The following is a 25,999-nucleotide window of genomic DNA, read 5'->3' on the forward strand; positions in this document are numbered from 1 at the left end:
GCGTATGCGTGAAACTGTCGTACATACACGAAGAGCAGAACGCGTCACCGACCGCCCTCCGCTCCGCGCCGCCGAGGTTCAACGGCTCTTTGTGTCTCTCCGACGAACGACCGCGCATGAGCGATACGTTCGGCGTCGGCATCCACGTCACCGAGACCGACCTCCAGTTCGTCGTCCGCGTCCCCTCCGACATCGACTCGGGATGGACCGACCCCGAGGAGTTCCAGCGACTCGTCGAACGCGTCGTCTGGGAGCGCCTCGACCAGGAGACAGTGCTCCGCGAGATATCCGCCTCGACGCCGACGGGCGAGACGGTGTCTCTGGGAACGGTGACGTTGGAACCGGGCGGAACCGTCGTCGACGAGTCGCTTCGCGCGCCGTCGACGGAGACGTAACTACTCCGTTTCTGCGTTCGCCAACGACTCACCGACTGCGTCGAGCAGTTCGGCGTCGTACGTGGTTAGGTCGTAGCGGTTCGACCCGACGGTGTCGTTCCACAGTTCTATGACGCCGAGTTCGACGAGCGCCTGCAGGGCGACGCCGAGACTCTGTGGCGTCGTCTCCGTCTCTCCCAAGTCGGCGTGCAGTTGGCGGGCCTGCGGGTAGCTTCGGGTCGACTGGTCGATCGCGCGCTTGGTGTCTCGCCAGTGTCGACGGAGATAACCGAAGTTCGTCGGGTTCTCCGCGCGAAGTCGGTCGATGCGGGCCGACACCGGTTCGGCGACGGCGACGCTGTCGAACAGGTCCGCGACGGCTGTGTCGACGGGCCCCGTCTCGGTGTGACAGACCGCGGTCACGGTGATGCTCTCGCGGAGCTTTCGGAGGGTTTTCAACAGCGGAATCGTGGACTCACCCGCCGACAACGGCGCAAGTGACTCCACCCAGACGAACAGTTCCCGTTCGGGGGCCGGGCGCGCGAGCGCGGTTTCGAGGGTGTCGGCGACGACGTCGGGCGACACCGGCGCGGCCGTGGTCGTTACTGAGATGCCGCCGAAGAGTGGTCCGTTCGACGTCGACGCCGCTGCGCTCCGGGTCGTCTCGTCGACGGTGAGAATCGTGTGTCCGGCCGGGTCCGGTCCGACCTCCGTTCGCCATCGGTCGACCCACTCGTCGGGCGTCGTCTCGGTCAGTACGGCGACGACATCGACCGACTGGCTCTGGGTGAGCGCCGACGGTAACGGAGCCTCGTCCCCTCCTTTGCGGAGGTGGAGTCCCGAACGAACGGCCGTTGACGCCGAAGAGTCACCCATAGTGATGTTCCTTATCCATGTCGTGCGGGATAGAAAGATAAGTGTGCCGGTGGTCTGATGATTGTGTTCAGCTACGACGAAATATAGCCACAGCGGTTCGAAATGGAGTTTGCCCACCGAGCGGTGCTGTCGCTCGGTGGGCGATGAATGAAGTATGAGGAGAGGCGGCGAGAACGTGTTTCCAGAGGCTCGCACACTCCAGTAGTTGCGTTCACGCTGGTGAGCTTAACTTCCGTGTTCGGGATGGGTACGGGTGTTGCCTCACCGCTGTGGCCGCCTTAACGCCGACGAACGGACTCGAACCGTTCTTTCTTCCAAAGTCGGTCTGCAAGACGTACTGTCTTGGGCTTACTTGAACCGTAATGTACGTGCAATCCAGTTAACGCCTGGACCCGTTCGAGTTCTCGAACGAATGCAGCGTCTGAAAACCTCTATACCCATGCGGTATGAGTGATGGCTGGTCTGTTAGTGCTCGCGGGCTGAACAACTCGTTGCCTCGTTGCGTACACCCCGAGTCTATCGAACTCGTCTTCTACGAGTGACCTTGATGGTATCTCTTTTCCATGTGGGTTTCGAGCTTAGATGCGTTCAGCTCTTACCCCGTGTTGCGTGGCTGCCCGGCAACTGCCCTGTCGGACAACCGGTACACCAGTGGCAACCAATCGTAGTTCCTCTCGTACTATACGATCGTTCACGTCAGATACCTCGCACCCCCAATAGATAGCAGCCGACCTGTCTCACGACGGTCTAAACCCAGCTCACGACCTCCTTTAATAGGCGAACAACCTCACCCTTGCCTGCTTCTGCACAGGCAGGATGGAGGGAACCGACATCGAGGTAGCAAGCCACCGGGTCGATATGTGCTCTTGCCGGTGACGACTCTGTTATCCCTAAGGTAGCTTTTCTGTCATCGACGGGCCCCATCTATGGGCCTCGTCGGTTCGCTAGACCACACTTTCGTGTCAGCGACACTCGTTGGGAATGTCACTGTCAGGCTCTCGTTTGCTCTTGCGCTCTTCTTCGGGTTTCCGACCCGAATGAGAGAACCTTCGGGCGCGCTCGATATCTTTTCGAGCGCGTACCGCCCCAGTCAAACTGCCCGGCTACCGGTGTTCTCCTCCCGGAGTGAGGGTCGCAGTCACTGACGGATAGTATTTCAATGGTGTCTCGGCGGCCCGCTAGCGCGGGTGCCTGCGTAACGACTCCTATCTATGCTGCACATCAGCGACCACGTCCCAGCGACAGCCTGCAGTAAAGCTCTATAGGGTCTTCGCTTCCCCTTGGGGGTCTCCAGACTCCGCACTGGAATGTACAGTTCACCGGGTCCAACGTTGGGACAGTGACGCTCTCATTGATCCATTCATGCAAGCCGCTACTGAAGCGGCAAGGTACTACGCTACCTTAAGAGGGTCATAGTTACCCCCGCCGTTGACAGGTCCTTCGTCCTCTTGTACGAGGTGTTCAGATACCTGCACTGGGCAGGATTCAGTGACCGTACGAGTCCTTGCGGATTTGCGGTCACCTGTGTTGTTACTAGACAGTTGGAGCGTCCGAGTCACTGCGACCTGCCCTGTGAGGGGCAGGCATCCCTTCTTCCGAAGGTACGGGACTAACTTGCCGAATTCCCTAACGTCGGTTATCCCGACAGGCCTTGGCTTTCTCTGCCTGAGCACCTGTGTCGGATCTCGGTACGAATATCACGCTCGTCTTTTCACGGGCCCGAGGTTGGATCGACTTGCGCTGTCTCACCGTTCGTCCGCTTCGTGCCATGACGGCTTCCACGGAGTTTGGTGATTCGACCGGACGACTGTCCGGCTCGATCTACCCCCAGGCGTCGACTTTGAGTGGTGATAGCACTGGAATATTAACCAGTTACCCTTTTGTCCTATTCGAGTTACGGTAGGACTTAGGATCGGCTAACCCTCGGCTGATTGGCAGTGCCGAGGAACCCTTGCTCATTAGGCCGTCGGGGTTTTCACCCGACTCTCGCTGCTACTGTGACCAGAATTTTCGTCACTAAGCGGTCCACGACGAGTTCTCACCCGTGCTTCCACCCGCTCAGAGTGCCGACCTACTGGATTACTCTATAAGAGTACCGCCGGGTCTCGGAAGTGGACTTGAGCCCCGATCATTTTCGACGCCTCAAACCTCGGCCGGTAAGCTGTTACGCTTTTCTTAGAGGGTTGCTGCTTCTAAGCTCACCTCCCGGCTGTTTAGGGCTCGAGACTATCTTCGATTGCACTTAGTCCACATTTTGGGTCCTTAACCCAGCTCTGGGTTGTCTCCCTTACGGTTCACAGGCTTACCCCGCAAACCGGACTCCCAGCTTCTACGACGTTCGTAAGTTCGGAGTTTGACAGGGAGGCCGACTCCTCTCGGAGGCGGGTCTCCCAATCGGTCGCTCTACCTCACGAACTATCTCCGCTGAGGTCATGCTTCGACATGTTTCGGTCGGAACCAGCTGTTGCCGAGTTCGATGGGCCTTTCACCCCTACACATGGGTCACGAGAGGGTATTGTAGGACACCAACTCTAACAGGCCTCCACGTGGCTTTCGCCACGCTTCACCTTGCCCCCGTGTAGATCACTCGGTTTCGGGTCGTACCCACGCGGCTCCCCGCCCTTGAAGACGGTGGCCCTGGCCATAAGGCTGCGGCCGTATCGGTTTCCCTGTGCCTCCCTCGATAATCGAGTTAGACTCGCCGAATAGGTACACTCTCTGGTTCGTTTTTCAAAACGCACGACGCGACATCGGCTCCCCTCAAGTTCTACTGCAGGATCGCTCCTGGGTCGTTTGTTGAGGGGCCTTTCATGCCCCGTCGTTCCATCGCCACCTGATTTCAAGCTCTATTGCACGGTCCTTCTCGGAGTGCTTTTCAGCGTTCGCTCACGCTACTTGTTCGCTATCGGTCTCGAGGAATGTTTAGTCTTGGCTGAGGATGCCAGCCACATTCACGAGGGATATCCGACCCCCGCTACTCTGGATTTGACCCACGACCGCTCGTCGACGATACGGGGTTGTCACCCTGTATCACGCTTCGTTCCAGAAGACTTCTCGTCGATGATTGGTCGATGGTGGTCAGTCCGAACACCACATTGCCCGTGAGGGCTTCGGTTTGGACTGTGTCGTCTTCACTCGCCGTTACTAACGACATCGCGGTTTGCTTTCTTTTCCTGTCGGTACTAAGATGTTTCAGTTCCCGACGTTCCCTATTGCGCAAAGGCAATTGTGAAGGGATTCCCATTAGGAGATCCTCAGTTCTTCGCTTCCATGCAGCTCCCTGAGGCTTATCGCAGCTTGGCGCGTCCTTCGTCGGTTCTCGAGCCGAGCTATCCACCAGATGGCAAAGTAGCCATACGATGGTATAGTGATGGACACTGTAATCCGTTCGAGTAAACGAACGGGTCCAGTGGACGTCTGGATTGCACGTACACACGGTTTCATGACACGCGCCGGAGTGAATGGTCGCGTGTTCAACCCTTCCCACCCGCGCTTGCACGGGGTGGTGCATCGGTCTTGCTTCGGATCTGAATCGAGTGGCGTCTGCCACTTAAGGCACACGGTTCTCGAATCAGGTCCGAGTATGGACCCACAGGGATTCGAACCCTGGGCATCCTCCTTGCAAAGGAGGCACTCTACCACTGAGCTATGGGCCCACTCCTGCTCTTCGGTCGTGAAGAGCAGGAGCGTCTTTGTGGAGCCAACGTAGTTCTGAGGTGCCCGACCGATCGACGGGTCGTCAGCGATCTCGGACGCGCGCAATGAAAGGTGTGCCACCCACGTCGGGGTGGTCACGGGTCAGTAGGAGGTGATCCAGCCGCAGATTCCCCTACGGCTACCTTGTTACGACTTAAGCCCCCTTGCGAAGCCCAGATTCGACTACCGTGTGGTAGCCTCATCCGGACCTCACTCGGGTGCTTTGACGGGCGGTGTGTGCAAGGAGCAGGGACGTATTCACCGCGCACTTCTGATACGCGATTACTACCGAATCCAGCTTCATGTGGGCGAGTTTCAGCCCACAATCCGAACTACGACCGGGTTTCTGAGATTACCGCCCTCTTTCGAGGTTGGAACCCTTTGTCCCGGCCATTGTAGCCCGCGTGTTGCCCAGCACATTCGGGGCATACTGACCTACCGTTGCCCGTTCCTTCCTCCGTGTTAGCCACGGCAGTCTCCTTAATGTACCCAACCACCCGGGGGTGTTGCTGGCAATTAAGGATGCGGGTCTCGCTCGTTGCCTGACTTAACAGGACGCCTCACGGTACGAGCTGACGGCGGCCATGCACCTCCTCTCAGTAGCTCAGCATAGAGGTCATCAACCTGATGATCATCGCTACTGTCGATGCTGGTGAGATGTCCGGCGTTGAGTCCAATTAAACCGCAGGCTCCTCCGGTTGTAGTGCTCCCCCGCCAATTCCTTTAAGTTTCATCCTTGCGGACGTACTTCCCAGGCGGCCTGTTTAGCGGCTTCCCTACGGCACAGCACCCACTCGTAGTGGGTGCCACACCTAACAGGCATCGTTTACGGCTAGGACTACCCGGGTATCTAATCCGGTTCGAGACCCTAGCTTTCGTCCCTCACTGTCGAGTCCGTCTTCCCAAGGTGCTTTCGCCATCGGTGGTCCGTCCAGGATTACGGGATTTCACTCCTACCCCGGACGTACCCCTTGGGTCTTCCGGCTCCAAGCCGTGTAGTTTCCACCGGACGCCCATCCGTTGAGCGGATGGATTTCCCGATGGACTTACGCGGCCAGCTACGGACGCTTTAGGCCCAATAATAGCGGTCATCACTCGAGCTGCCGGTATTACCGCGGCGGCTGGCACCGGTCTTGCCCAGCTCTTATTCGTCGACCTTCTTACGGTCGACAAAAGCGAGGACTGTATGCCCTCGCACTCAGGGTCCCCTTGTCGCACTGTCGTGCAGTGTAAAGGTTTCGCGCCTGCTGCGCCCCGTAGGGCCCGGAATCTTGTCTCAGATTCCGTCTCCGGGCTCTTGCTCTCACAACCCGTACCGATTATCGGCACGGTGGGCCGTTACCCCACCGTCTACCTAATCGGCCGCAGCCACATCCTACGGCGCCGGAGCGTTTGTGGTACTCGGCATTCCAGCGCGAGTACGGTATGAGCTATTAGCCTCAGTTTCCCGAGGTTATCGCTCTCCGTAGGGTAGTTTGGCCACGTGTTACTGAGCTATCCGCTACGAGTCTGAACTCGTACAACTAGCATGGCTAAATCGGACCCTGATAGCAATGACCTCCGGCAGGATCAACCGGAATGCTCCCGAGTCAGAGACTCGGGGGGCGTGGCGGGATTTGCTCTCTGACGAGAGCGAATCACCGTTATAGGTATTGCATGGTCCGAGTTCGGCGACGGGACCGTCGGTCGGTCGGGTGTCACCGAACTACGTTGGCTCACATCAGATTCCGTCTGTACGGCGGACCGCAGGGGCGGAATCCTCATTTCCTTCGGACCTAAGTCGATGCGATTGACGGGTATAAACCCGTCGAATCCCATCGGCGGTCCGTGACTGGTGACCGGGTCGAACGGCCACCGAATCATATCGCGTCTTGCTGCATTCCTATTGAGCGGCACGTAGAACTTAAGGGTGTTGATTCGGTCCTATATCCGAAAAATAACGACAAATTCGAGTTACCGTCCAACACGGTAGACGTCTTCACGCGAACTCTCAATTTCTATCAGAGAGTCGGTTGATGTCCGCGGCGACTGACCGAGACCAGACACGATAGTAATATTATCATTCGCACGTATGTGTGAGACAAGATTCGTGTCGGTTTATAAGGCCGGGGCGAGGAATCCAGACCGAACAATGACGACGCCGGCAAACTCAATCGAGATTCAGAACGTAGTCGCATCGACTGGTATTGGACAGGAGCTCGACCTGGAGGCGCTCGCGGAAGACCTCCCCGGAGCCGACTTCAACCCCGACAACTTCCCCGGCCTCGTCTACCGGACGCAGAATCCGAAGGCGGCCGCGCTCATCTTCCGCTCCGGGAAAATCGTCTGTACGGGAGCCAAGAGCATAGACGACGTCCACGAAGCCCTCGGCATCATCTTCGAGAAGCTCCGAGAGTTGAGCATCCCCGTCGAGGAGAGCCCCGAGATCACGGTCCAGAACATCGTTTCGAGCGCCGACCTCGGACACAACCTCAACTTGAACGCGCTGGCCATCGGTCTCGGCCTCGAAGACGTCGAGTACGAACCCGAGCAGTTCCCTGGCCTCGTCTACCGGATGGACCACCCTGAAGTGGTCATCCTGCTCTTCGGAAGCGGAAAGATCGTCATCACCGGCGGAAAGCGGACCGACGACGCGGAGACCGCCGTCGAAGAGATTGTCGAGCGGATTCAGAACCTCGGTCTTCTGGGTTAGAGCTTCCGGCGACACCAGAGCCGTCCTCTCCGGGACGGGTTTCTGCGAAGAACTGCCCCGGTTCGACACACGTGCGCGAACCGGTCTACGAGACGGACAGAACCGTCATATGTGGGCGTCGGAAACAGTCGGTCCGATAACCGCACGCGAGGATATCGCGTTTCTGGTCGGGTCGGCGAGCAGGGTCTCCGTGCTCGAACAACTGCATCGGACGCTACAGCGGCCGATAGAACTCGCGGAGACGTGTCCGTGCACGCGCGAGACCGTTCAACGGGCGCTCTCCGACTTCGTCGACCGCGGCTGGGTGGAAAAGCGCTCTCACAGGTACCACCTCACGTTCGACGGGGGACTCATGCTGAGTCGGTACCGAGACCTCGTCGAAGCGAGCGAGAATGCGGAGCGATTGGCTCCTTGCGTCGCAAACATCGACAGTTCGCTCGCGGAACTCTCACACCAGCTCCTCCGACGAGCGACGGTCACCACCGGAACCGCGGAGAACCCGCACGCACCGATAGACCGCTATCTCACGGTGCTCGGCTCCGACCCCGTGGAGACGTACTACGGGATCTCTCCCGTAGTCAGTCGGGTGTTCAACGGGGCGGCGGAGGTCATCGGCCCGGAGACCGAGATGGAACTCGTCGTCGACGCGTCGATGCTGGAGGCCTCTCCCGAGATCGACCCGGAGGCGTTCGAGAGAGCCAACGAACTCGACCAGTTCACCCTCTATCTCTCCCCGTCACCGGTCGAGATGGGTCTCGCCGTCTTCGACGGATACGCGTGGCTCGGCGCGTACGACCGGGGGAACCTCATCGCGTGCATCGACGGCGACGGAGATCGAACCGACGACTTCTCCGGAGCCGACACGAGGATAACGCAGCGAGACCCCGCGCCGGCGTCTGTGATCGGTTCGATCACATTTTATTATTTCTAATATATATGTATGAGTCAATAAAATATATACACATCTCCCACATTGACCCGAACGGAGTTGCCTCTCGTTGATCCGATTCGGCCCTCCAGTCGGCTCGAAAACACCGCGAAACGCTACAGTTCCCCGTCTTCGGTGAGCACTTCTTTGACGACTTCCGGGTTCTCCAGCAGTTGGTGTTTCGTGTAGCTACCCTCTGCGCTTCCGCCGCTGTGTTTCGACTGCTCGATGATGTCGAGGAAGGCGTGCTCCTTCAGGAGGTCGCGCACCCGACGCAGCGAGAGACTGTCCGACCCCTCCTGCCGACAGATACTCTCGTATATCTCGTAGACGCGACTGGTGCGGAAGCCGTCCTTTCGCTGGTTCGATAGCGCAAGAACCGCGAGCGCCTGAAGCACGTATCGCGAGTGCGGTGTCGACCCCCGGATGAGTTCGCGGAACCGGTCAGTCTCCGCGCGCTCGCGTGCCTGCGTGACGTAGATTTCCTTGACCGTCGGCGCGCCGTTCGACTGCGCGATTTCGCCAGCGTATCGGAGGATGTCGATAGCTTTCCGTGCGTCACCGTGTTCGCGCGCCGCGAGCGCCGCCGCCCGCGGAATCGTCGACGGGTCGAGCACGCCGTCGCGGAAGGCGTCGCTGCGCGCGTCCATGATATCGCGGAGTTGGTTGGCGTCGTACGGCGGGAAAACGAATTCGCGCTCGCAGAGACTGCTCTTGACGCGTTCGTCCATCCGGTCTTTGTACTGAATTTTGTTGCTGATACCGATGACGCCGAGTTTACAGTTCTCGATCTTTCCGGCTTCGCCCGCACGCGAGAGTTGCATGAGAATATCGTCGTTCTCCAATTTGTCGATCTCGTCTAAGATGATGAGGACGACATCGTACGTCACGTCCAAGATCCGCCACAGGCGCTTGTAGTACGTCGCCGTACTGAGGCCCTTGTCGGGAACTTTGATGTCGGTGAGTTCCGACTGGTTGACGCTGTCAGCGATAGTCTGAACCGCCTGCGTCTCGGTCGTGTCCTGCGCGCAATCGACGTACGCAAACGTCGCGTTGACGGTTTCCTCGCTGGCCGTCTCGACGAGCCGTTGGGAGACGTACTTCGCGCAGAGTGATTTTCCGGTCCCCGTCTTCCCGTAGATGAGGACGTTGCTCGGACTCTGTCCGAAGATCGCGGGATTGACCGCCGTCGCGAGGTCCGAAATCTCGTCGTCGCGTCCGACGATGCGGCCCTCTCCCGGGAGGTGGCTGATCTCGAGTAACTCCTTGTTGGCGAATATCGGGTCCTCGCGTGTGAAGAGGTCGTCCCCTGCGTCCGGCATACCCGACCACACCACGTTTCCGGTGAAATGGTTTCTCATTTTGGAGTGTCGACACACACACCACGTTTCCGGTGAACCGGCTCGAAGGTGGGGGAGTGTCCAGGCGAAACAGAGGTTCAGGTTCACCGGAAACGAGGTGACCCCTCCAGCCATCCGCGGTAGACTCATCCAACCATTTGTGGAGGCTCACACACACGAGAAACTGCGTCACGCACACGAGAAACTGCGAGATACCGCACCGTTTCAGGTGAGTTCACACGGCCCACACACTTCGATCGGTTCGTTCCCCGAGAAATCCCCAGACAAAGCGAATCCTCAGTCGAAAGTCGAGGCAGAGAGTCGGTACGAGAAAACGTTCGAGGCAGAGAGTCGATATGAGAAACAGTCGAACCACGAGCCTGTATGATTATTCCAGCCTCCGGTTCCGGTGCCGCTCGTTCGCGACCTCACTCTAAAATATCTGCGACCAGTTTAATGGACTATTAACCGGATTATGATATAAATCAATTGGTATCCTTGCGTCGGGAGACAGTAATCCCCGACAACAGATTCCGGAAAATATGGTCGTTTATCCTCTGATTTGCGCGCTTGAGCCGACGCTATGCTCGATTTATGGCGTTCACCGGAAACGTGGTGTGTCCGCGCCCGACTGGACGTTCGTACACGAATGACTGCTGGAGCTTCGAATCGACCAAAAAGCGATGCAGTTCGACGGTCCGGAGCGGAGAGGGTCCACACTCCAGTTCCCACGTTTCACCGGAAACGTAGTGTGACTCTCTCTCTCTCTCACTCGCTCGACTCCTTCACCGGATAGTTAGTGAGCGTACTGGAATAGTCCACGTTAATCGGAGAGAACGTTCGATTTCACCGGAAACACGGTGTCTCCCATCTGAATCTCTCGAACACCCGAATTCTCTCGATAGCGCTCCGGAGACGCCGCGGCGTATTCGCTACGTCTGCTGAGTCCCGGACTTTCATCGGAAACGTGGTGTGTTTCTACCCTATCTCCACGTTTCTCCCCTCGATTCGCTGCAAACCTCACACGAATTCACCGGAAATCCGGTGTCGTCCTTGACGTGACGTCCATCGCTTCCCGCTTCACGTGAGCCGGTTCTCTCGATCGGCCGACACCAGGGAGGGGGCAAAACGAGTTCTGTGCATCGGAAACGTAGTGCGGAACTCGATTCACCGGAAACCCGGTGTGGCAATGCATCGCGTTGGGGGCGTTTCCGACCGGAAGTTCGACGAAGCCTCCCGCGGACACTCGAAAACCCAACTCGACATGGCTCGAATCATCGATTCTGAGCCAAACCCATTCGACGACGCGACCTGATTCAACCGCCCCAATTCAACCGCCCTGATTCGATTCGACTTCTCTCGACCCGATTCGACGACAGTTTTCGGTTCGACGATAGCTTTCGACTCGGTACGCCTACCGTCCACTCTACTCCCCTACAAGCTCTCTCGACTGTGTCTCGCGCCGTGCTGATGGGCGTAACAGTCAATAACGACGCCGAAGATACGTGCTATTAGTGGCCACTCGACACGGCGGTCAATTCGTCGAATCGCCGAGCATCCGCTCGAAACGGACGCCACACGACCCTCCGCTCAGAGACCCGACTCTCTACGCGCTCACCGACCACTTCCGAGAGCGACTGCGACAGCCGGGTCGCTACGTCTCGCTTCCCGTCGTGAGCGACGCGATCAAATACGGACAGCTTAGGTGGAATCGGACCGAGGGATGGCGATTCGCACTCGTTCGCGACGGGGTTCGGTTCCTCGTCGTCGTCGGCGACACGGAGACGACTTCACCCGTCGTCGTCACCGCGTGGACCGAAATCGCCGACTGGGAGGAGGCGATGGCCGCCGACCGCTGGACATCCGACGACGTTCACACGATTCGCCTTCGGGCGGCGCTCAGCGACGACCCCGAGCGTCGGATACCCTCGCGCATTCGCCCCCGAATCGTCGAACGCCCGTTCGACGTCGGCGACCACCGTCTCACGACTGCTCCGGGGGACGGCCACGTCTACTGCTGCGCCTGCAACGGTCGATTCCGGTCGAAGCGGCAGTTGCTCACGATCGCCTGCCGACCGAGTTGAGGGTATCGCGACGACTCCCCCTTCGTTTCGTTCGCTCGTCGTTCGACCATCACATCGGCGGCATCCCACTCTCCCGCTCTTCACATACTTCCATTCTACACATGCTCCAGCGCTCACACAGGTTCCCACTCTTCACATACTTCCATTCTACACATGCCCCAGCGCTCACACTTGATCCCGCTCTACACATACTCCCTCTCTTAACGTTTAAACCAGCGAGATAGTTGCTTAGAGGCTCTACAAGCGGGGATATAACTACTCAGGGCACGTTCGAACGGACGACAGTCTGAAGAACGGCGGGCGTCTCTCAGGCCGAAGCACGTCGGACGTCTCTCGGACCGAAAAGACACATCATGCGAACGCCAGCTTTGGGGAGAACGGCGACACGAACACGGCGACTACTCCGGCGAGTCACCTCACCCGTCCGCGAGACGGTTCGGCTCGGCGCGAACTGGGCCGGGGCCCGACTCTCGCCGGAGCGAACAGCCCACCCGTGGAAACGCGTCTGGCTCACACGAACCGATGTCCGGTGGCGCAATGCGGATACGGTAGTCGAATGTTTCCGCGTCGCCGACGGATACGTCGCCACGGTCGAGTACACCGACCGAGACGTGACGTGGCAACTGACCAAAGGTCCGGTTCCGCTGGCGAGTGCGCTCGCCGTCAGCGCGCTGTATCTGCAGTACGAGCTGACGCCGCACGTCGACGCCGACGGCCGGATGTTCATCGCCGTCGCGAAGGAGCACCCCGTCGAGGCGTTCCGAAACTTCGAGGCGAAGCCGTTCGAGTACACGTATCTCGATGGATACCGCTCGCTCGAAGAGCTTCCCAGTTGGATCGGCCGAGTCGACATCGAATCGGTTTATACCCGCCTTTCGTCCCGGTCGTCTCACGAACTGCCGCCCGGTTAACACCGGTTCTCCGACCATCCACTCCGCTTCGAACTCTCCGCTGGACGGGCTCCGGTCTTGGACAACCTCGAATTCTACGCCGACTCTGTGTCCTCGAACATCGACGCCAGCGGTCGCGCGCCGTCGTTCGTGTAGTTCCCCCGTCCGCACACCAGAGACGACCCATCCGCATACCAGAGACGACTCATCCACGACACCACCGGAGTCGGAAACGGTTTTCCGCCCGCGTCCGTAGCCCGGACGATGAACGACGACTACGGGGACGACGCTCGCGAAACCGCGGAAACGGACCCGTCAGACCCCGAGACGGACGCTTCTTCCCCGGAACGCGCCACCGGCGCCGAAGACGCAGCGGACGACGAAATCATCGAAGCCGCCGAAGCCACCGCGGTCGACGAGATGACTGAAGACCCCGTCACCCTCGACTCGTTCTACGACGCGCTACAGACGGAGGGACGCCCGCTCGCCACCGCCCAACAGATCGCTCGCCATCTCGACATCCCGCAGGCGACTGCCGCCGACGCGCTCGAAGCGCTGGCCGACGCCGGAACCGTTCAGCGCGTCGACGTCGAATCCGACCCCGTCGTCTGGTACCCGACGCAGTGGGGCGACGTCGCTACGCGCGAGCGGGTCATCGTCTTCCCCGAACGTCGAGAAATCGTCGTCGACCGACCGAAACAGTACACCCGCGCGCAACTGTCGCAGTTCGCCCACCTCGTCGACACGACCGGCGGCGACGCCGACGAACGCGGCTACCTCTACACGATTCGAACCGAGGACATCTGGCAGGCCCCCTTCGACGAGTTCGAGGGGCTCCTCAGAAGCATGCGGTCGGTGCTGCCGCGACGCTCGCCACATCTCGAGGAGTGGGCCGAGCGCCAGTGGAAGCGCGCCCACCAGTTCACCCTGCGAACGCACGAGGACGGCTACGTCGTCCTCGAAGCGGTCAACGAGGACCTGATGGGCAACGTCGCCCGCGAGAAACTCTCCGAACAGCACCTCCACGCCCCCATCTCCGACACCGAAAGCTGGGTCCGCGAGGGTGAGGAGGCGGCCATCAAGCGCATCCTCTACGAGGCGGGCTACCCCGTCAAGGACGAACGGGACCTCGACACCGGCGACCCGCTCGAAACCGACCTCGCCGTCGACCTCCGCGACTACCAGCGGGACTGGGTCGACCGGTTCGTCGACCAGCGCTCGGGCGTCCTCGTCGGGCCGCCGGGCAGCGGCAAGACCATCGCGGCCATGGGCGTGCTCGCGGCCGTCGGCGGCGAGACGCTCGTGCTCGTGCCGAGTCGCGAACTCGCGAGCCAATGGCGACAGGAACTGCTCGAGCACACGACGCTCACGGCCGACCAGATCGGCGAGTACCACGGCGGGAAAAAGGAGGTTCGGCCGGTCACCATCGCCACCTACCAGACCGCGGGGATGGACCGCCACCGCCAACTGTTCGACTCGCGCGCGTGGGGGCTCATCGTCTACGACGAGGTCCACCACATCCCGAGTCGGGTGTTCAGACGCAGCGCCGACCTCCAGACGAAACACCGACTCGGTCTCTCTGCGACGCCCATCCGCGAAGACGACAAGGAGGGGGACATCTTCACGCTCGTCGGGCCGCCCATCGGCACCGACTGGGGGAAACTGTTCGACGCCGGCTTCGTCCAGGAACCGGAGGTAGAGATTCGGTACGTCCCGTGGACCGACGAGATGGCCGAGAACGAGTACCGCAGCGCCGACGGCCGCGAGCGGTACACACTCGCGGCGCTCAACCCCGCGAAAGTCGACGAGGTCAGACATCTGCGCGGCAAACATCTCGACGCCAAAGCCCTGATCTTCGTCGACTGGCTCGAACAGGGCGAGGCGGTCGCCGAGGCGCTCGACGTCCCGTTCATCAGCGGGGAGATGCCACACTACCGACGCCAGCGACTGCTCCAGCAGTTCCGCGATGGCGACCTTCGGACGCTGGTCGTCTCCCGCGTCGGCGACGAAGGTATCGACCTGCCGAACGCCGAAATCGCCATCGTCGCCTCCGGTCTCGGCGGGTCGCGTCGGCAAGGTGCACAGCGCGCCGGCCGGACGATGCGCCCCGTCGGCAACGCGGTCATGTACGTGCTCGCCACCCGCGGCTCTCCCGAGGAGGATTTCGCCGAGCGACAGCTCCGTCACCTCGCCGAGAAGGGGATCCGCGTCCGCGAGGCGGGCGCGTGGCCCACCGGCGGCAAGGAGTGATGGCGTCCTTTGACTGTCGTCCCCGAACGTCGCGAACGGGCGATTCCGTCCGAGATACTGTCGCCTGAGGGAGTTTCTCTGACAATTTCCCCGAGTGCTTCTCCTCTCGACGCCGCCCGGTTCATCGCATCGACGTATCCTCACTCTCCTCGGTGCCGGTCGGGTCCCGGCCCCAGTTCACGCCGTCTTGTTCCTCGGACTCGGGGCCGTCCGCATCGCTTGCGGCGGTCGCTCGCTCGCGTTCCGCGTCGGTGAGAGCGATGTCGATTCGACCCTCGGCCCACACCGTCACCTCACGTCCGCTGAAGACGAACGAGAGGCGGCCGTTCCGGTGGGCGGTGGCCTCCGACTCCTCTCGAAAGATGGCGTCGAGCGCGTCGGGGTCTATCGTCTCGTACAGCGGTTCAACCTCGTCGGTGCCTCTGTCTTCGATGGTCGCTATCGCGACGATGAGTTCGATGCTCGGGGGGTCTCGGGTTCGGTCGTACTCGATACTGTAGCACTCCCTCGCGGGGTCGTAGCCGATGTCTCTCGGTCCGTCGAACTGCCCGGGCATATTATTCTACCTTTGCTCCCGGAATGAGAAGGGGCGCCAAGTATATAATCAGTACGCCTAACCACGCAAGCAAGTTCCGCGAACCGACTACGCGAGGACCACTTCGAGCGCGTCCATCGCCCGGTCGACCTTCTCGATATCGGCCCCGTAACCCATGTGTCCGACCCGAATGATGTCGTCCGCGAGGTCAGCAAGCCCCGTCGAGAGGACCACGTCGTGCTCGTCGGCTAACCGCTGTTGCAACGTGGCCGCTCGGCCGGGAACGTGAAACGCCGTCACCGTCGGCGACGGACGAGCGCCGTCGGTGAAGGGTTCCAACCCCATCTCCGCACCGCGCTCACGACACACTTCGGCGGCGGCGACGTGGCGACCGTACACCGCGTCCAGACCGTCCTCCAACAGCAGGTCAACCGCGACGTCGAGCGCGGCGACGTTGGCCGCGAGGTGCGTGTACGGGAACCCCTCGCTCACGTTGCGCCACGGGAGAAAGTTCGTGTACAGCGACGGCGGATCCCGCGCCTCCATCGCTGCCCACGCCTCATCGCTTATGGCGGCCGTCGTCAGTCCCGGCGGCGCGCTGAAACACTTCTGCGAGCCGCCCAGACAGACGTCGATTCGCTCGGTCGGAACGGGAGTCCCCCCGAGCGACGAGACGGCGTCGACGACGGAGAGCACGCCATAGTCGTCGAGCACGTCGAGCACCGGGTCGAGGTTCGTGAGCGTCCCTGTCGGCGTCTCGCAGTGAACCATCGTCGCGAGTTCGAACGGTTTGCCCATCTCCTCGCTCTTTTCGAGGATCGCCTTCACGGCGTCGACGTCGAGCGCTTCGGTGTACTCGACGCCGACGTGGACGGGTTCGCCGCCGTAGCTCTCGACGAAGTCGACGAAACCGTCGCCGTAGAGACCGTTCGAGATGCAGAGCACCCGATCGCCGGGTTCGACGAGCGAGGCGATGGCGGCTTCCAGCCCCAGAATCCCCTCGCCGCCGAGGACGACGACATCGTGATCGGTGTCGTACACCTCGGCGAGTTTCTCGGTGAGGTCCTCGTAGCGGACGCGGAACCGCTCTTCGACGTCGGGGTTCGGTTGCTCGCGCGCCATCGCACGGCGGACGGGTTCGGGAACGGCGGTCGGACCGGGTGTGAGTAACATACTCGTGTCTCTGTCCTGCGGAACTTTAGCCCGTCGGTGGCGAACGCGGGCTCGTCGTCGCTCTCTTCACCCGTCGGCGACGGGAAGACACATCACCCGTCCGTCCGCATTTTGGCTCATGACCGGCAAGTTCACGCCCGAAGACCTCGCCGCCTACGTCTTCTCGCGGACGGGCGCACCGAACGACGACCTGCTCGTCGGCCCGGCGTTCGGCGAGGACGCCGCCGCCGTGCGCGTCGGCGGCGAGACGCTCGTCGTCAGCAGCGACCCCATCTCGCTGGCGGCGGAGCGAATCGGCACGCTCGGCGTCGCCATCGTCTCGAACGACGTCGCCGCCTGTGGCGGGGTTCCGGAGTGGTTGACCTGCACGATTCTCTTGCCCGACGACGACCCGGCGCTGCTCGACACCGTCACCGCGCAGCTCGACACCGAAGCCGAACGACTCGGTATCACCATCGTCGGCGGCCACACGGAATCGGTCTTGGCGCTCTCGCGTCCACTCCTCTCGCTGACCTGTGCCGGGACCGCCGACAGCTACGTCCCGACCGGCGGCGCACGACCCGGCGACCGCGTTCTCCTCACGAAAGCCGCGGGCGTCGAGGGGACCGCCGTGCTCGCGTCCGACTTCGCCGACGACTTGGACGTCGCCGACGCGACAGCGTTCTTCGACGAACTCAGCGTCATCCCCGACGCGGCGGCGCTCGCGCCGTTCGCGACGGCGATGCACGACCCGACCGAAGGCGGCGTCGTCGCCGGTCTCACCGAGATGGCCGTGGCCAGCGACGCCGTGCTCTCGGTCGACCCCGACGACATCCCCGTCCGCGACGAGACTCGACGACTCTGCAAAGCGGTAGACGTCGACCCGCTTCGGATTCTCGGTTCGGGGGCACTCGCCGCGACCGTCACCGAAGACGTCGCCGACGACGCGCTCGCTGCGCTGGACGAAGCAGGCATCGACGCGACCGAAATCGGAACCGTGGAACGAGAGACCGGAGCGACGGGCCTCCGCCTCGGCGACGAGTTCTTCGCGTCGCCGCCGGAGGACGACATGTACGCGCTCTGGGAGTAGGTGAGAAAGAGCGGTTCAGGACTCCTCGGGCTCCTCCCACTGCGCGTCGGGGTCGACCGGTTCGACGGCGCGGCGAATCTCCTCCTCCGTATACTCGATGTCGTCGAGCACCATCGCGAGTCGCTGCCAGCGGGCGCTTAACTCGCTTTCGCCCTCGGGACCGACGCGCGCGCCGCGGGTCTTGAAGAACGCCGTGCCGCGGCCGCGTTTCGAGCCCTCGCCGGTGTGGCCGTCGAAGACGGCGTCGAATTTGCCGCCGACTTCGAGGTCGCCGACCGGGAAGTCGTGCGCGGGTTTCTCGCCGCGTTCGCGCGCCGCCGCGCGCTCTTCGGCCACTTTGCGAAAGTACTCGTCGGCGTTCGAGGCCTCGCGCGTCGACGGGGCGCGCGCCGCCGCCAACGCGGCGTGAATCGCACAGAGACGACCCTCCCACGAGTCCATCGACCACCGGTCGGTCGCGAGTTCCTCGTAGCGTTCGATGGTGAGCGCCACCTCGTCGCCGGCGCGGAGGTCCTCGACGACGTAGAGGTTGAGTCGGTCCCAGAGGTTCCAGCCGAACCCCGAGCGCGCGAGCTCCCACGCCGCCCACGCGGCGACCTCCTCGTCGGAGCGCCGGACGGCCTTCTGGAGCAGACTCGACACGACGTATCGGCTGTAGCCGCCGTCGGTCTCGTTCTCCTCCTTCCGTTCGCCGAAATCGTTCTCGCCGGTCGCCTCCGGCGGCGTGTCGGCCTGCAGACTCCCGTCGGACCCGAACGTCGCCTGTCGCTCGTCGGTCATGCCGAACCGACGGTGCGGCGGCGTAATCAACGCTCTGCACTCGGGTCGTCGTGGCGCGTGTGGCTACCGTTAAGTAGCTCCCGAGAGACCGTCCACGAGAACTGTGATTTCCGTCCCGCTCGCCGTCTCCGCGCGGTCGGTCGACCCGCTCGCACGGTCGGCTGACTCGCCCCCCGTCTCCGGACGGTCGGCTGACCCGCTCGCGCAGCCGTCACCGCGACGATGAGCGCATCGGGTCCGTCCGCGGCGCTTCTCACGGCCGCCGAAGCGCTCTGCGAGGCGTACCGGCGCACGGCGCGGGCGCGCCTCCACGCGGACGACCCCGCTGTCGTCGACGCGGCGAACACGTGGGTAGCGTTCGTGAGACACTATCACGGAAGCATCTTCGAATCCGACACCGAGGCGGCGGTCGACGACGAACCGGATGCGGAATCCGAGGCGGAGGTGACGCCCGAGATGGCGACGGAATCCGAGCACGGCCCTCGTCGTGTCGCAGACGCGCTCACCTCCGGCGAGCGCACGCTTTTTCTCGACGCGCTGGCCGTCGATTTCGTGGTCTCGGGTCTCGTCGGCGCGGTCGAAACCGCGTTCGACGTCGACTGCGCGTCTCCGCCTGCGCCCGCCTGCGTCGACGTCGACGTCGACGCCGACTTCGGACCGACGTTCGACGCCGTCCACCGACGGATCCGAACCGACCTCCGCGACGAGGACACGGCGCGACTCCTACGTGTCGAATCGGCGGACGCCGATACACTCGATTCGTTGGACACCGACACCGTGGGTGCGCTGTACGAACGAATCGTCTCGCGGCGCGCGCGACTCGCTCTCGGCGAGTACTACACGCCTCGCGGTCTCGCCGACCTCGCCCTTCCGGACGACTGCGCCGACGAGACGGTGTTGGATCCGGCGTGCGGTGCCGGCGTCTTCCTCGCCGCAGCTATCGACCGGAAACGGGCGGCGCTCTCGGGGCTCGCACCCCGGCAGGCGCTCGACCGAATCACGTCGACCGTCGTCGGCGTCGACCTCAACCCCGTCGCCGTCCGCTGTGCTCGCCTCGCGTACCTCCTCGCGTTGACGCCGCTTCTCTCGGCTGCCGACTCGCCGACGGTCGAACTGCCCGTCCACCTCGGCGACTCGCTGGGGTTACACGAGGAACCGGTCGCAGAGCCTGTCCGCTCGCCTCCGACGACCGACCTCCGCGCCGACGTGCTCGTCGGCAACCCGCCGTGGTTGACGTGGGAACGACTCGACGACCGCGCTCGGTCGCGGTGGCGCTCGCGCCACATCGACCGACTGGGTCTCTTCCCGCGGCGGGGGGCCGAGCGACTGCTCGGCCACGGCAACGACGACCTGTCGGTCCCGTTCGTCTGGGTCTGCATCGAGCGCTATCTCGAAGCGAACGGTCACGCGGCGTTCGTGCTCAAACGCGACCTGCGAAGCGGTCCGGCGGGGCGACTCCTTCGCCAACTGCGCGTCGGCGACCGGCCGCTCTCGCTGCGTCGTGTCGAGGACTTCGGCGACCTCTCGCCGTTCGGCGACCAGGTGCGCGCGGCCGCGGCCCTGTATCGGTTCACGGCCGACGACGACACCGAGTTTCCGGTGAGTCTCCGAACGTGGCGGGCACGTGACGACGGCCGCGACGGCGACGAGGCCACTTACGCTAACGTCGACGCCGCGCCGGTTTTCGCCACCCTCGACGGGATGCATCGGACGCTCGACGCGGAGACGACGGGACTCGCTCCCGTCGACGCCGACGACTCCGCGGAGTCGTGGGTCCGCGTCGACGCCGAGCGAGCGGCGCTCGGCCCCTGCGCCCACGAGATTCGCCACGGACTCAAAGACGACGCGAAGGCGGTGTTCACCGTCGACGACGAGGTGCTCTCGGCGCTGGAGCCCGACCACGTCTACCCGTACCTCCGGTCGAAGCACGTCGTCAAGTTCGGGCTGTTCGGCTACGACCGCCACCTCGTCCCCCAGCGGCGGACGAACGAGGGGAACGAGGCGGCGCTCGCCCGCGACTGTCCGCGGACGTACGACTACCTCGACGACCACCGCGAGACGCTCGACACGCGGGCGTCGACGTGGTTCGACGGCGGCCCCTTCTACAACCTCTTCGGACTCGGGCCGTACACGTGGGCCGACTACAAGGTCGTCTGGTGTCGACTGGGGTTCAAACCCCACTTCGTCGTCGTCTCGGCGGTCGACGACCCGGAACTCGGGGAGAAAACGGTCGTTCCCGGCGACCACTGCATGTTCGTCGCCACCGACGACCGTCGGGAGGCGCACCTGCTCTGCGGGTTGCTCAACTCCGCGCCCTACCAGCGTTGCCTGCGCGACATCGGTGGGAAGGGGAAGGCGAGCCTCTCGAAGAGCACCGTCTCGAAGCTCTACCTGCCCGAGTGGCACGACGACCCGCTGTTTCGACGTATCGCCGACTGCTCGGAGCGAGCGCACGGCATCGTCCCCGACCACGTCGACGTGAGCAAGCGCGAGTACAACCGGACGACGATTCCCGAACTGGAGGCCGTGATAGGCGACCTCGACCGCGCCGTCGAGCGGTTGCTCGCCGAGCGCGATGAGTAATTCTTAAGTTCGACAGTCGACCTATCTTCAGGTACCGCTCTTAGCTCAGCCTGGCAGAGCAGCCGACTGTAGATCGGCTTGTCCCCCGTTCAAATCGGGGAGAGCGGACTGAACTTCAGCACTAGTGAGCGAAGCGAATCTGTGCTGAATGTGAAGGACTGCTCTCCTGCGAACGAAGTGACCAGTAACACGTCCATCTCGACCCGATTTGAGCAGGGAGGTGAGCAAGCGGAGCGAGCGAACGGGAACGACCGAGTTCAAATCACCGTGACTTCGCTTTCGCTCGTCACGAGCCCTCGTTCGCTTCGTCTGCGGACGGCCCGAAAGTCGTCCGCACGGCCTGCGCGACCTTCGGTCTCGCTTCGCTCACGAGGACGGGGCGAGCGGACATCCACCGCGAGTAGCGGAGTAACCACCCGACAGATAGCCGCCGAGAGTGGCATCCCGACCGTTTCGAGTCGTGCTTCCGACCCGAATCGCCGTCGTTTACCCGATGGACGGACGACTCTCGCCGATGCCAGCGTTCGCCTACGAGATCGACCTCGAAGTCCGCTTCCGCGACCTCGACCCGCTCGGCCACGTCAACCACGCCGTCCACGCCAGTTACTGTGAGCAGGCGCGCATCCGCTACCTCCGCGACGTGCTCGGCTTCACCGGCGACGACGTCCCGATGGTCGTCGCCAACCTCGAACTCGACTACCGGAAGCCCATCACGTTCGACGACGATCTCACGGTGGCCGTCGCGGTGACGACCCTCGGCGAGTCGAGTTTCACGATGGCGTACGAACTACGCGCGGACGACGAGACGGCCGCCACCGCCGAGACGACGCAGGTCGTCATCGACCCCGAGACCCATCGTCCGACGCCGGTGCCGACGGCGTGGCGGGAGCGACTCGTCGACCACGAACCGGCGCTCGACTGAGACGACGTGGGATCTGTGCAATTCGTGAACTTTGCAAAATTTATGGGCATTCTCGAATTTGTCGACTCTGCTCACTTCGTCACCTCTGCTCACTTCGCCACCTCTGTCACCACTCTCAACTCTCTGGAGATGCTCCCCGAAGAACGCCTCCGGGCGAGCTGACGCCACGCATTTATACTGGAAGCGATATTCTCCGGATATGACTCGGAGCGTACTCGAAGACGACTCGGATGATCTCGCCTCCCGCGCCGGCGAGCGAGTCCTCCACATCGGCCGCGACCGGCCCATCCGCATCAGCGCGGGTCACCGTCTCATGCACCACGACGGGAAGTGTAGCCGCCCGCACGGTCACAACTACGAGATTTCGGTCCGCCTCGTCGGCGAGCTCACCGAGGAGGGGTGGGTCGTCGACAAGGGCGAGGTCACGGCGATTATCGACGAATGGGACCACATGTTCCTCCTCGAAGACGGCGACCCGCTGGTCGAGGCGTTCGCCGCCGCCGGCGACGCCGACGCGACGGTCGTTCTCGACGCGCCGCCAACCGCCGAAGTGATGAGCGTCCTCTTGGAGGAGAAGCTCTCCGAGGCGTTGCCCGACACCGTCCGTGACGTCGCCGTCGAGGTGAGCGAGACGAGCGAACTCTGTGGTGGCGGTTTCTGACCATGCCCGTCACCTCGAACGTCGACGACCGCGAACGCGGCGGCGCTGAGCGACTCGCCGCCGACGCCCCCGACGGCGACGCGCTCCCGATAAACGAGTTGTTCGTCTCGCTGCAGGGAGAGGGGAAACTCGCGGGCGTCCCGAGCGTCTTCGTCCGGACCAGCGGCTGTAACCTCCGCTGCTGGTTCTGCGACTCCTATCACACCTCGTGGGAGCCGACCCACGCGTGGATGGGCCTCGACGAGATTCTGGCGGAAATCGAGTCGTTCGACGCCGACCACGTCGTCCTGACGGGCGGCGAACCGCTGATTCACGACGCGTCGGCGACGCTTCTCGAAGAACTCGCCGAGCGAGGCTACCACACCACCGTCGAGACCAACGGAACCATCGTCCCCGACGCACCGGTCGACCTGGCGAGTATCAGCCCGAAACTCGCGAGCAGTACGCCGACGCCCGAACGCGACCCCACGGGTGAGGGCGAGTGGACCGAGCGCCACGAGAAGCGCCGCATCGACCTCGACGCGCTCGCGACGCTCGTCGACCGCTTCGACTTCCAGTTGAAGTTCGTCGTCACCGGTGTCGACGACATGCCCGAAATCGAGACGCTGGTCGCCGACCTCCGCGAGGCGTCGAACATGCCCATCTACGACGACGACGTGCTGTTGATGCCCGAAGGGCAGACCCGCGAACAGTTGGACGCCACGCGCGCCACCGTCGCCGACCTGGCGCTCGAACACGGCTACCGCTACACTCCCCGAATCCACGTCGATCTGTGGAACGACGCGCCCGAAAAATAACCCTCCCTCACTCACCGATGAATCCCGACAACTCCGAAAACGCAGATTCGACCCCGACCGACGACGACACCAGCGAGAAACGCGCCGTCGTGCTCGTCTCCGGCGGGATGGACAGCGCGACGACCGCCTACGAGGCGGAGGGGCGCGGCTACGACCTCTACTTCCTGCACACCTCCTACGGCCAGAAGACCGAGACCAGAGAGTACGACTGCGCGAGGAAACTCGCCGACGAGATGGGCGCGCGCGACTTCCTGCACATCGAGACTGACCACCTGAAGCGCATCGGCGCGTCGAGCCTCACCGACGACGCGATGGCCGTCGCGGACGCGGACACCGAGAGCGACGACATCCCGGACACCTACGTCCCGTTCCGCAACGCGAACCTGCTGTCGATGGCCGTCTCGTACGCCGAAGCCACCGACTGCGAGGCCGTCTTCGTCGGCGCGCACTCCGAGGACTACGCGGGCTACCCCGACTGCCGCCCGGCGTTCTTCGAGGCGTTCGAGGCGATGGTCGACGTGGGGACGAAACCCGAGACGAACGTCTCGGTCGAGGTTCCGTTCGTGAACGACTCGAAGACCGACATCGCCGCCCGCGGCGTCGAACTCGGCGTCCCGTTCGAGCACACCTGGAGCTGCTACCGCGCCGAGGAACCCGCCTGCGGCACCTGCGACTCCTGCGCCTATCGGCTGCAGGCGTTCCAGAACGTCGGCGTCCGCGACCCCATCGAGTACGCCGAACGGCCGCAGTACGCCGACTGATTCGCCGAGTCAGCCGTACTGATTCGCCGAGCCAACCGTATTGATTCGTCGGTCGACTTCCGCGTAGCGACCCCCCGCGACCACCGGTGATTCGCCGCGACCACCCATCGTTTTCACGCCTCCGCACGACCGACGAGCGATGACCGAACGCACCGAGTCGGACGCCGGCACGGGCCGAAAGCGCGAGAACGCGCGCTCGTTCGGACGCGCGGCCTCGGCGTACTTCGACAGCGACGTCCACCGTCGCGGCGACGGCGACGACCTGCAGACCCTCGCCGAGTGGTGCACCGGTGCCGACCGCGCGCTCGACGTGGCGACGGGCGCAGGTCACACCGCGGGAGCGCTCGCCGACGGGGGCGTCCCCGAGGTGGTCGCCGCCGACATCGCGCCGGAGATGGTCGCCACCGCGACGCGCGAGTACCGCGTCTCGGGCGTCGTCGCCGACGCCGAGCGCCTCCCGTTCGCGGACGACGCGTTCGACGCCCTTACGTGTCGTATCGCCGCCCACCACTTCCCCGACCCCGAGGCGTTCGCCTCGGAGGTCGCCAGAGTGCTCGAACCGGGCGGCGTCCTCGCCTTCGAGGACAACGTCGCGCCCGAAGACGACGACCTCGCGGCGTTCCTCGACGGGGTAGAGCGCATCCGCGACCCGACGCACGTCTCGCTGTATTCGGAGTCGCGGTGGCGCGAGCGATTCGAATCGGTCGGCCTGTCCGTCGCCGAGTCGGCGGTGACGAAGATGCGTCTCGAATACGGACCGTGGGTCGAACGCACCGACGTTCCGGCCGCCGACCGTGCGGAACTCGAACGCCGATTTCGAAACGCGCCCGACGCGGCGCGCGACCTGTACGAGATCGAACTCGACGGCGACGACGTTCGCGCGTTCTCGAACCGCAAGGTCCTGCTGCGGGCCGTCGCGTAACGCGGGAGGCCGAGAGTTCTTATCACCGTCTACGACCTCTGTACACGTATGACACACGTGGCTGTCGTCGGCGGGGGACCGGCCGGGCTCAGCGCCGCGTTGTTCGCGGCCAAAAACGGGCTCGAAGTGACCGTGTTCGACACCGACGCGACGCCGATGCACCGCGCGCGGCTGTTCAACTACCTCGGCGTCGGCGAGAGCGACGGCGTCGACGGTACGGCGTTCGTCGAGCGCGCGCGGCGACAGGTCGACCGCTACGGCGTCGACTGGCGACACGAGACCGTGACGGGGCTGCTGAAAGACGGCTCGGAGTTCGTCGTCACGACCGACGCGGGCGAGTGCGCCGCCGACTACGTCGTCCTCGCCTCGGGTCGGGCGCGCGAACTCGCCGCCGAGTTGGGCTGCGACCGCACCGCCGACGGTACCGTCGTCGCCGACAGAGACGGCCGGACGAGCGTCGCCGGCGTCTACGCCGCCGGGTGGGTCGCTCGCGGAGAGAAAGTACAGGCGATCATCTCGGCCGGCGACGGGGCGGCCGCCGCACTCGACATCCTGAGCGAGGTCCGGGGAGCCCCGTTTCACGACTTCGACTACGCTGACGCGGACAGGGACGCGGACGACGGAAAACGCTCCGCCACGTGAGTTCTGACTACCGCATTCGCAACC

At 63.1% G+C, this 25,999-nt stretch carries 19 protein-coding genes, 2 tRNA genes and 3 rRNA genes; 15 read left to right on the top strand and 9 right to left on the bottom strand.

Going from position 1 to position 25,999, the window contains the following annotated elements; genetic code table 11:
• Window positions 1–116 precede the first annotated feature (116 nt).
• Complete coding sequence (locus LAQ74_RS04980) at window positions 117–395, top strand: DUF8124 family protein (RefSeq protein ID WP_224335667.1); 279 nt, start codon at window positions 117–119, stop codon at window positions 393–395.
• Here LAQ74_RS04980 and LAQ74_RS04985 read toward each other — a convergent pair whose 3' ends face one another.
• From LAQ74_RS04985 to LAQ74_RS05005, 5 genes are all read right to left on the bottom strand, one after another.
• Complete coding sequence (locus LAQ74_RS04985; RefSeq protein WP_224335669.1) at window positions 396–1,250, bottom strand: hypothetical protein; 855 nt, start codon at window positions 1,248–1,250, stop codon at window positions 396–398.
• 159 nt (window positions 1,251–1,409) lie between these two features.
• A 5S ribosomal RNA gene (gene rrf, locus LAQ74_RS04990) occupies window positions 1,410–1,531 on the bottom strand.
• A gap of 164 nt (window positions 1,532–1,695) precedes the next feature.
• A 23S ribosomal RNA gene (locus LAQ74_RS04995) occupies window positions 1,696–4,611 on the bottom strand.
• 223 nt (window positions 4,612–4,834) lie between these two features.
• Window positions 4,835–4,906 (bottom strand) — tRNA-Ala (locus tag LAQ74_RS05000).
• A 147-nt stretch (window positions 4,907–5,053) separates the two neighbouring features.
• A 16S ribosomal RNA gene (locus tag LAQ74_RS05005) occupies window positions 5,054–6,526 on the bottom strand.
• Together the 16S, 23S and 5S rRNA genes with 1 tRNA gene alongside form the textbook arrangement of a ribosomal RNA operon.
• Window positions 6,527–7,077: 551 nt before the next feature.
• Between LAQ74_RS05005 and LAQ74_RS05010 the strand changes: the two genes are divergently transcribed.
• Window positions 7,078–7,638 carry a TATA-box-binding protein gene (locus tag LAQ74_RS05010; RefSeq protein WP_224335671.1) on the top strand — a complete coding sequence of 187 codons (561 nt, stop codon included), beginning with the start codon at window positions 7,078–7,080 and terminating at the stop codon, window positions 7,636–7,638.
• Between the two features lie 109 nt (window positions 7,639–7,747).
• Window positions 7,748–8,569, top strand: a complete 822-nt coding sequence (locus tag LAQ74_RS05015; protein WP_224335672.1) for a helix-turn-helix transcriptional regulator — start codon at window positions 7,748–7,750, stop codon at window positions 8,567–8,569.
• A gap of 113 nt (window positions 8,570–8,682) precedes the next feature.
• Here LAQ74_RS05015 and LAQ74_RS05020 read toward each other — a convergent pair whose 3' ends face one another.
• A complete protein-coding gene (locus LAQ74_RS05020) occupies window positions 8,683–9,888 on the bottom strand; it encodes a Cdc6/Cdc18 family protein (protein WP_224335674.1) in 1,206 nt (401 codons plus the stop codon).
• A 1,532-nt stretch (window positions 9,889–11,420) separates the two neighbouring features.
• Between LAQ74_RS05020 and LAQ74_RS05025 the strand changes: the two genes are divergently transcribed.
• From LAQ74_RS05025 to LAQ74_RS05035, 3 genes are all read left to right on the top strand, one after another.
• Entirely contained in the window at window positions 11,421–11,990 is a 570-nt protein-coding gene (locus tag LAQ74_RS05025) for a hypothetical protein (protein WP_224335676.1), read from the top strand.
• A 353-nt stretch (window positions 11,991–12,343) separates the two neighbouring features.
• Window positions 12,344–12,901: a hypothetical protein gene (locus LAQ74_RS05030; RefSeq protein WP_224335678.1), complete on the top strand. Its 558-nt coding sequence runs from the start codon at window positions 12,344–12,346 to the stop codon at window positions 12,899–12,901.
• Between the two features lie 243 nt (window positions 12,902–13,144).
• On the top strand, window positions 13,145–15,130 hold the full coding sequence (locus LAQ74_RS05035; protein WP_224335680.1) for a DEAD/DEAH box helicase: 1,986 nt from the start codon (window positions 13,145–13,147) through the stop codon (window positions 15,128–15,130).
• A gap of 121 nt (window positions 15,131–15,251) precedes the next feature.
• Here the strand turns inward: LAQ74_RS05035 and LAQ74_RS05040 are convergent, their stop codons facing one another.
• The gene (locus LAQ74_RS05040) at window positions 15,252–15,686 is read right to left on the bottom strand and encodes a HalOD1 output domain-containing protein (RefSeq protein WP_224335682.1); all 435 of its coding nucleotides are present in this window, start codon (window positions 15,684–15,686) and stop codon (window positions 15,252–15,254) included.
• Between the two features lie 87 nt (window positions 15,687–15,773).
• Window positions 15,774–16,838: a pyridoxal-phosphate-dependent aminotransferase family protein gene (locus LAQ74_RS05045; protein WP_224335684.1), complete on the bottom strand. Its 1,065-nt coding sequence runs from the start codon at window positions 16,836–16,838 to the stop codon at window positions 15,774–15,776.
• Window positions 16,839–16,956: 118 nt separating this feature from the next.
• Between LAQ74_RS05045 and LAQ74_RS05050 the strand changes: the two genes are divergently transcribed.
• Entirely contained in the window at window positions 16,957–17,907 is a 951-nt protein-coding gene (locus LAQ74_RS05050) for an AIR synthase family protein (RefSeq protein ID WP_224335686.1), read from the top strand.
• A gap of 15 nt (window positions 17,908–17,922) precedes the next feature.
• Here LAQ74_RS05050 and LAQ74_RS05055 read toward each other — a convergent pair whose 3' ends face one another.
• Window positions 17,923–18,687, bottom strand: a complete 765-nt coding sequence (locus LAQ74_RS05055; protein ID WP_224335688.1) for a hypothetical protein — start codon at window positions 18,685–18,687, stop codon at window positions 17,923–17,925.
• A 222-nt stretch (window positions 18,688–18,909) separates the two neighbouring features.
• Here LAQ74_RS05055 and LAQ74_RS05060 point away from each other — a divergent pair, with 222 nt between their 5' ends.
• From LAQ74_RS05060 to LAQ74_RS05095, 8 genes are all read left to right on the top strand, one after another.
• Window positions 18,910–21,270 (top strand): N-6 DNA methylase, encoded by a 2,361-nt coding sequence (locus LAQ74_RS05060; RefSeq protein ID WP_224335690.1) that lies wholly within the window; start codon window positions 18,910–18,912, stop codon window positions 21,268–21,270.
• Between the two features lie 34 nt (window positions 21,271–21,304).
• Window positions 21,305–21,378 (top strand) — tRNA-Tyr (locus tag LAQ74_RS05065).
• Between the two features lie 385 nt (window positions 21,379–21,763).
• Complete coding sequence (locus tag LAQ74_RS05070) at window positions 21,764–22,192, top strand: acyl-CoA thioesterase (RefSeq protein ID WP_224335692.1); 429 nt, start codon at window positions 21,764–21,766, stop codon at window positions 22,190–22,192.
• A gap of 199 nt (window positions 22,193–22,391) precedes the next feature.
• Entirely contained in the window at window positions 22,392–22,853 is a 462-nt protein-coding gene (locus LAQ74_RS05075) for a 6-pyruvoyl trahydropterin synthase family protein (protein WP_224335697.1), read from the top strand.
• Between the two features lie 2 nt (window positions 22,854–22,855).
• Window positions 22,856–23,650, top strand: coding sequence for a 7-carboxy-7-deazaguanine synthase QueE (locus LAQ74_RS05080; RefSeq protein ID WP_224335698.1), 795 nt, complete (start codon window positions 22,856–22,858; stop codon window positions 23,648–23,650).
• Between the two features lie 17 nt (window positions 23,651–23,667).
• The gene (gene queC, locus LAQ74_RS05085) at window positions 23,668–24,411 is read left to right on the top strand and encodes a 7-cyano-7-deazaguanine synthase QueC (RefSeq protein ID WP_224335701.1); all 744 of its coding nucleotides are present in this window, start codon (window positions 23,668–23,670) and stop codon (window positions 24,409–24,411) included.
• Between the two features lie 139 nt (window positions 24,412–24,550).
• Window positions 24,551–25,333: a class I SAM-dependent methyltransferase gene (locus LAQ74_RS05090; RefSeq protein ID WP_224335707.1), complete on the top strand. Its 783-nt coding sequence runs from the start codon at window positions 24,551–24,553 to the stop codon at window positions 25,331–25,333.
• A 48-nt stretch (window positions 25,334–25,381) separates the two neighbouring features.
• Window positions 25,382–25,975, top strand: a complete 594-nt coding sequence (locus LAQ74_RS05095; RefSeq protein WP_224335709.1) for an NAD(P)/FAD-dependent oxidoreductase — start codon at window positions 25,382–25,384, stop codon at window positions 25,973–25,975.
• Window positions 25,976–25,999: the final 24 nt, after the last annotated feature.

It is taken from the genome of Haloprofundus halobius, assembly GCF_020097835.1.
GTDB lineage: Archaea > Halobacteriota > Halobacteria > Halobacteriales > Haloferacaceae > Haloprofundus > Haloprofundus halobius.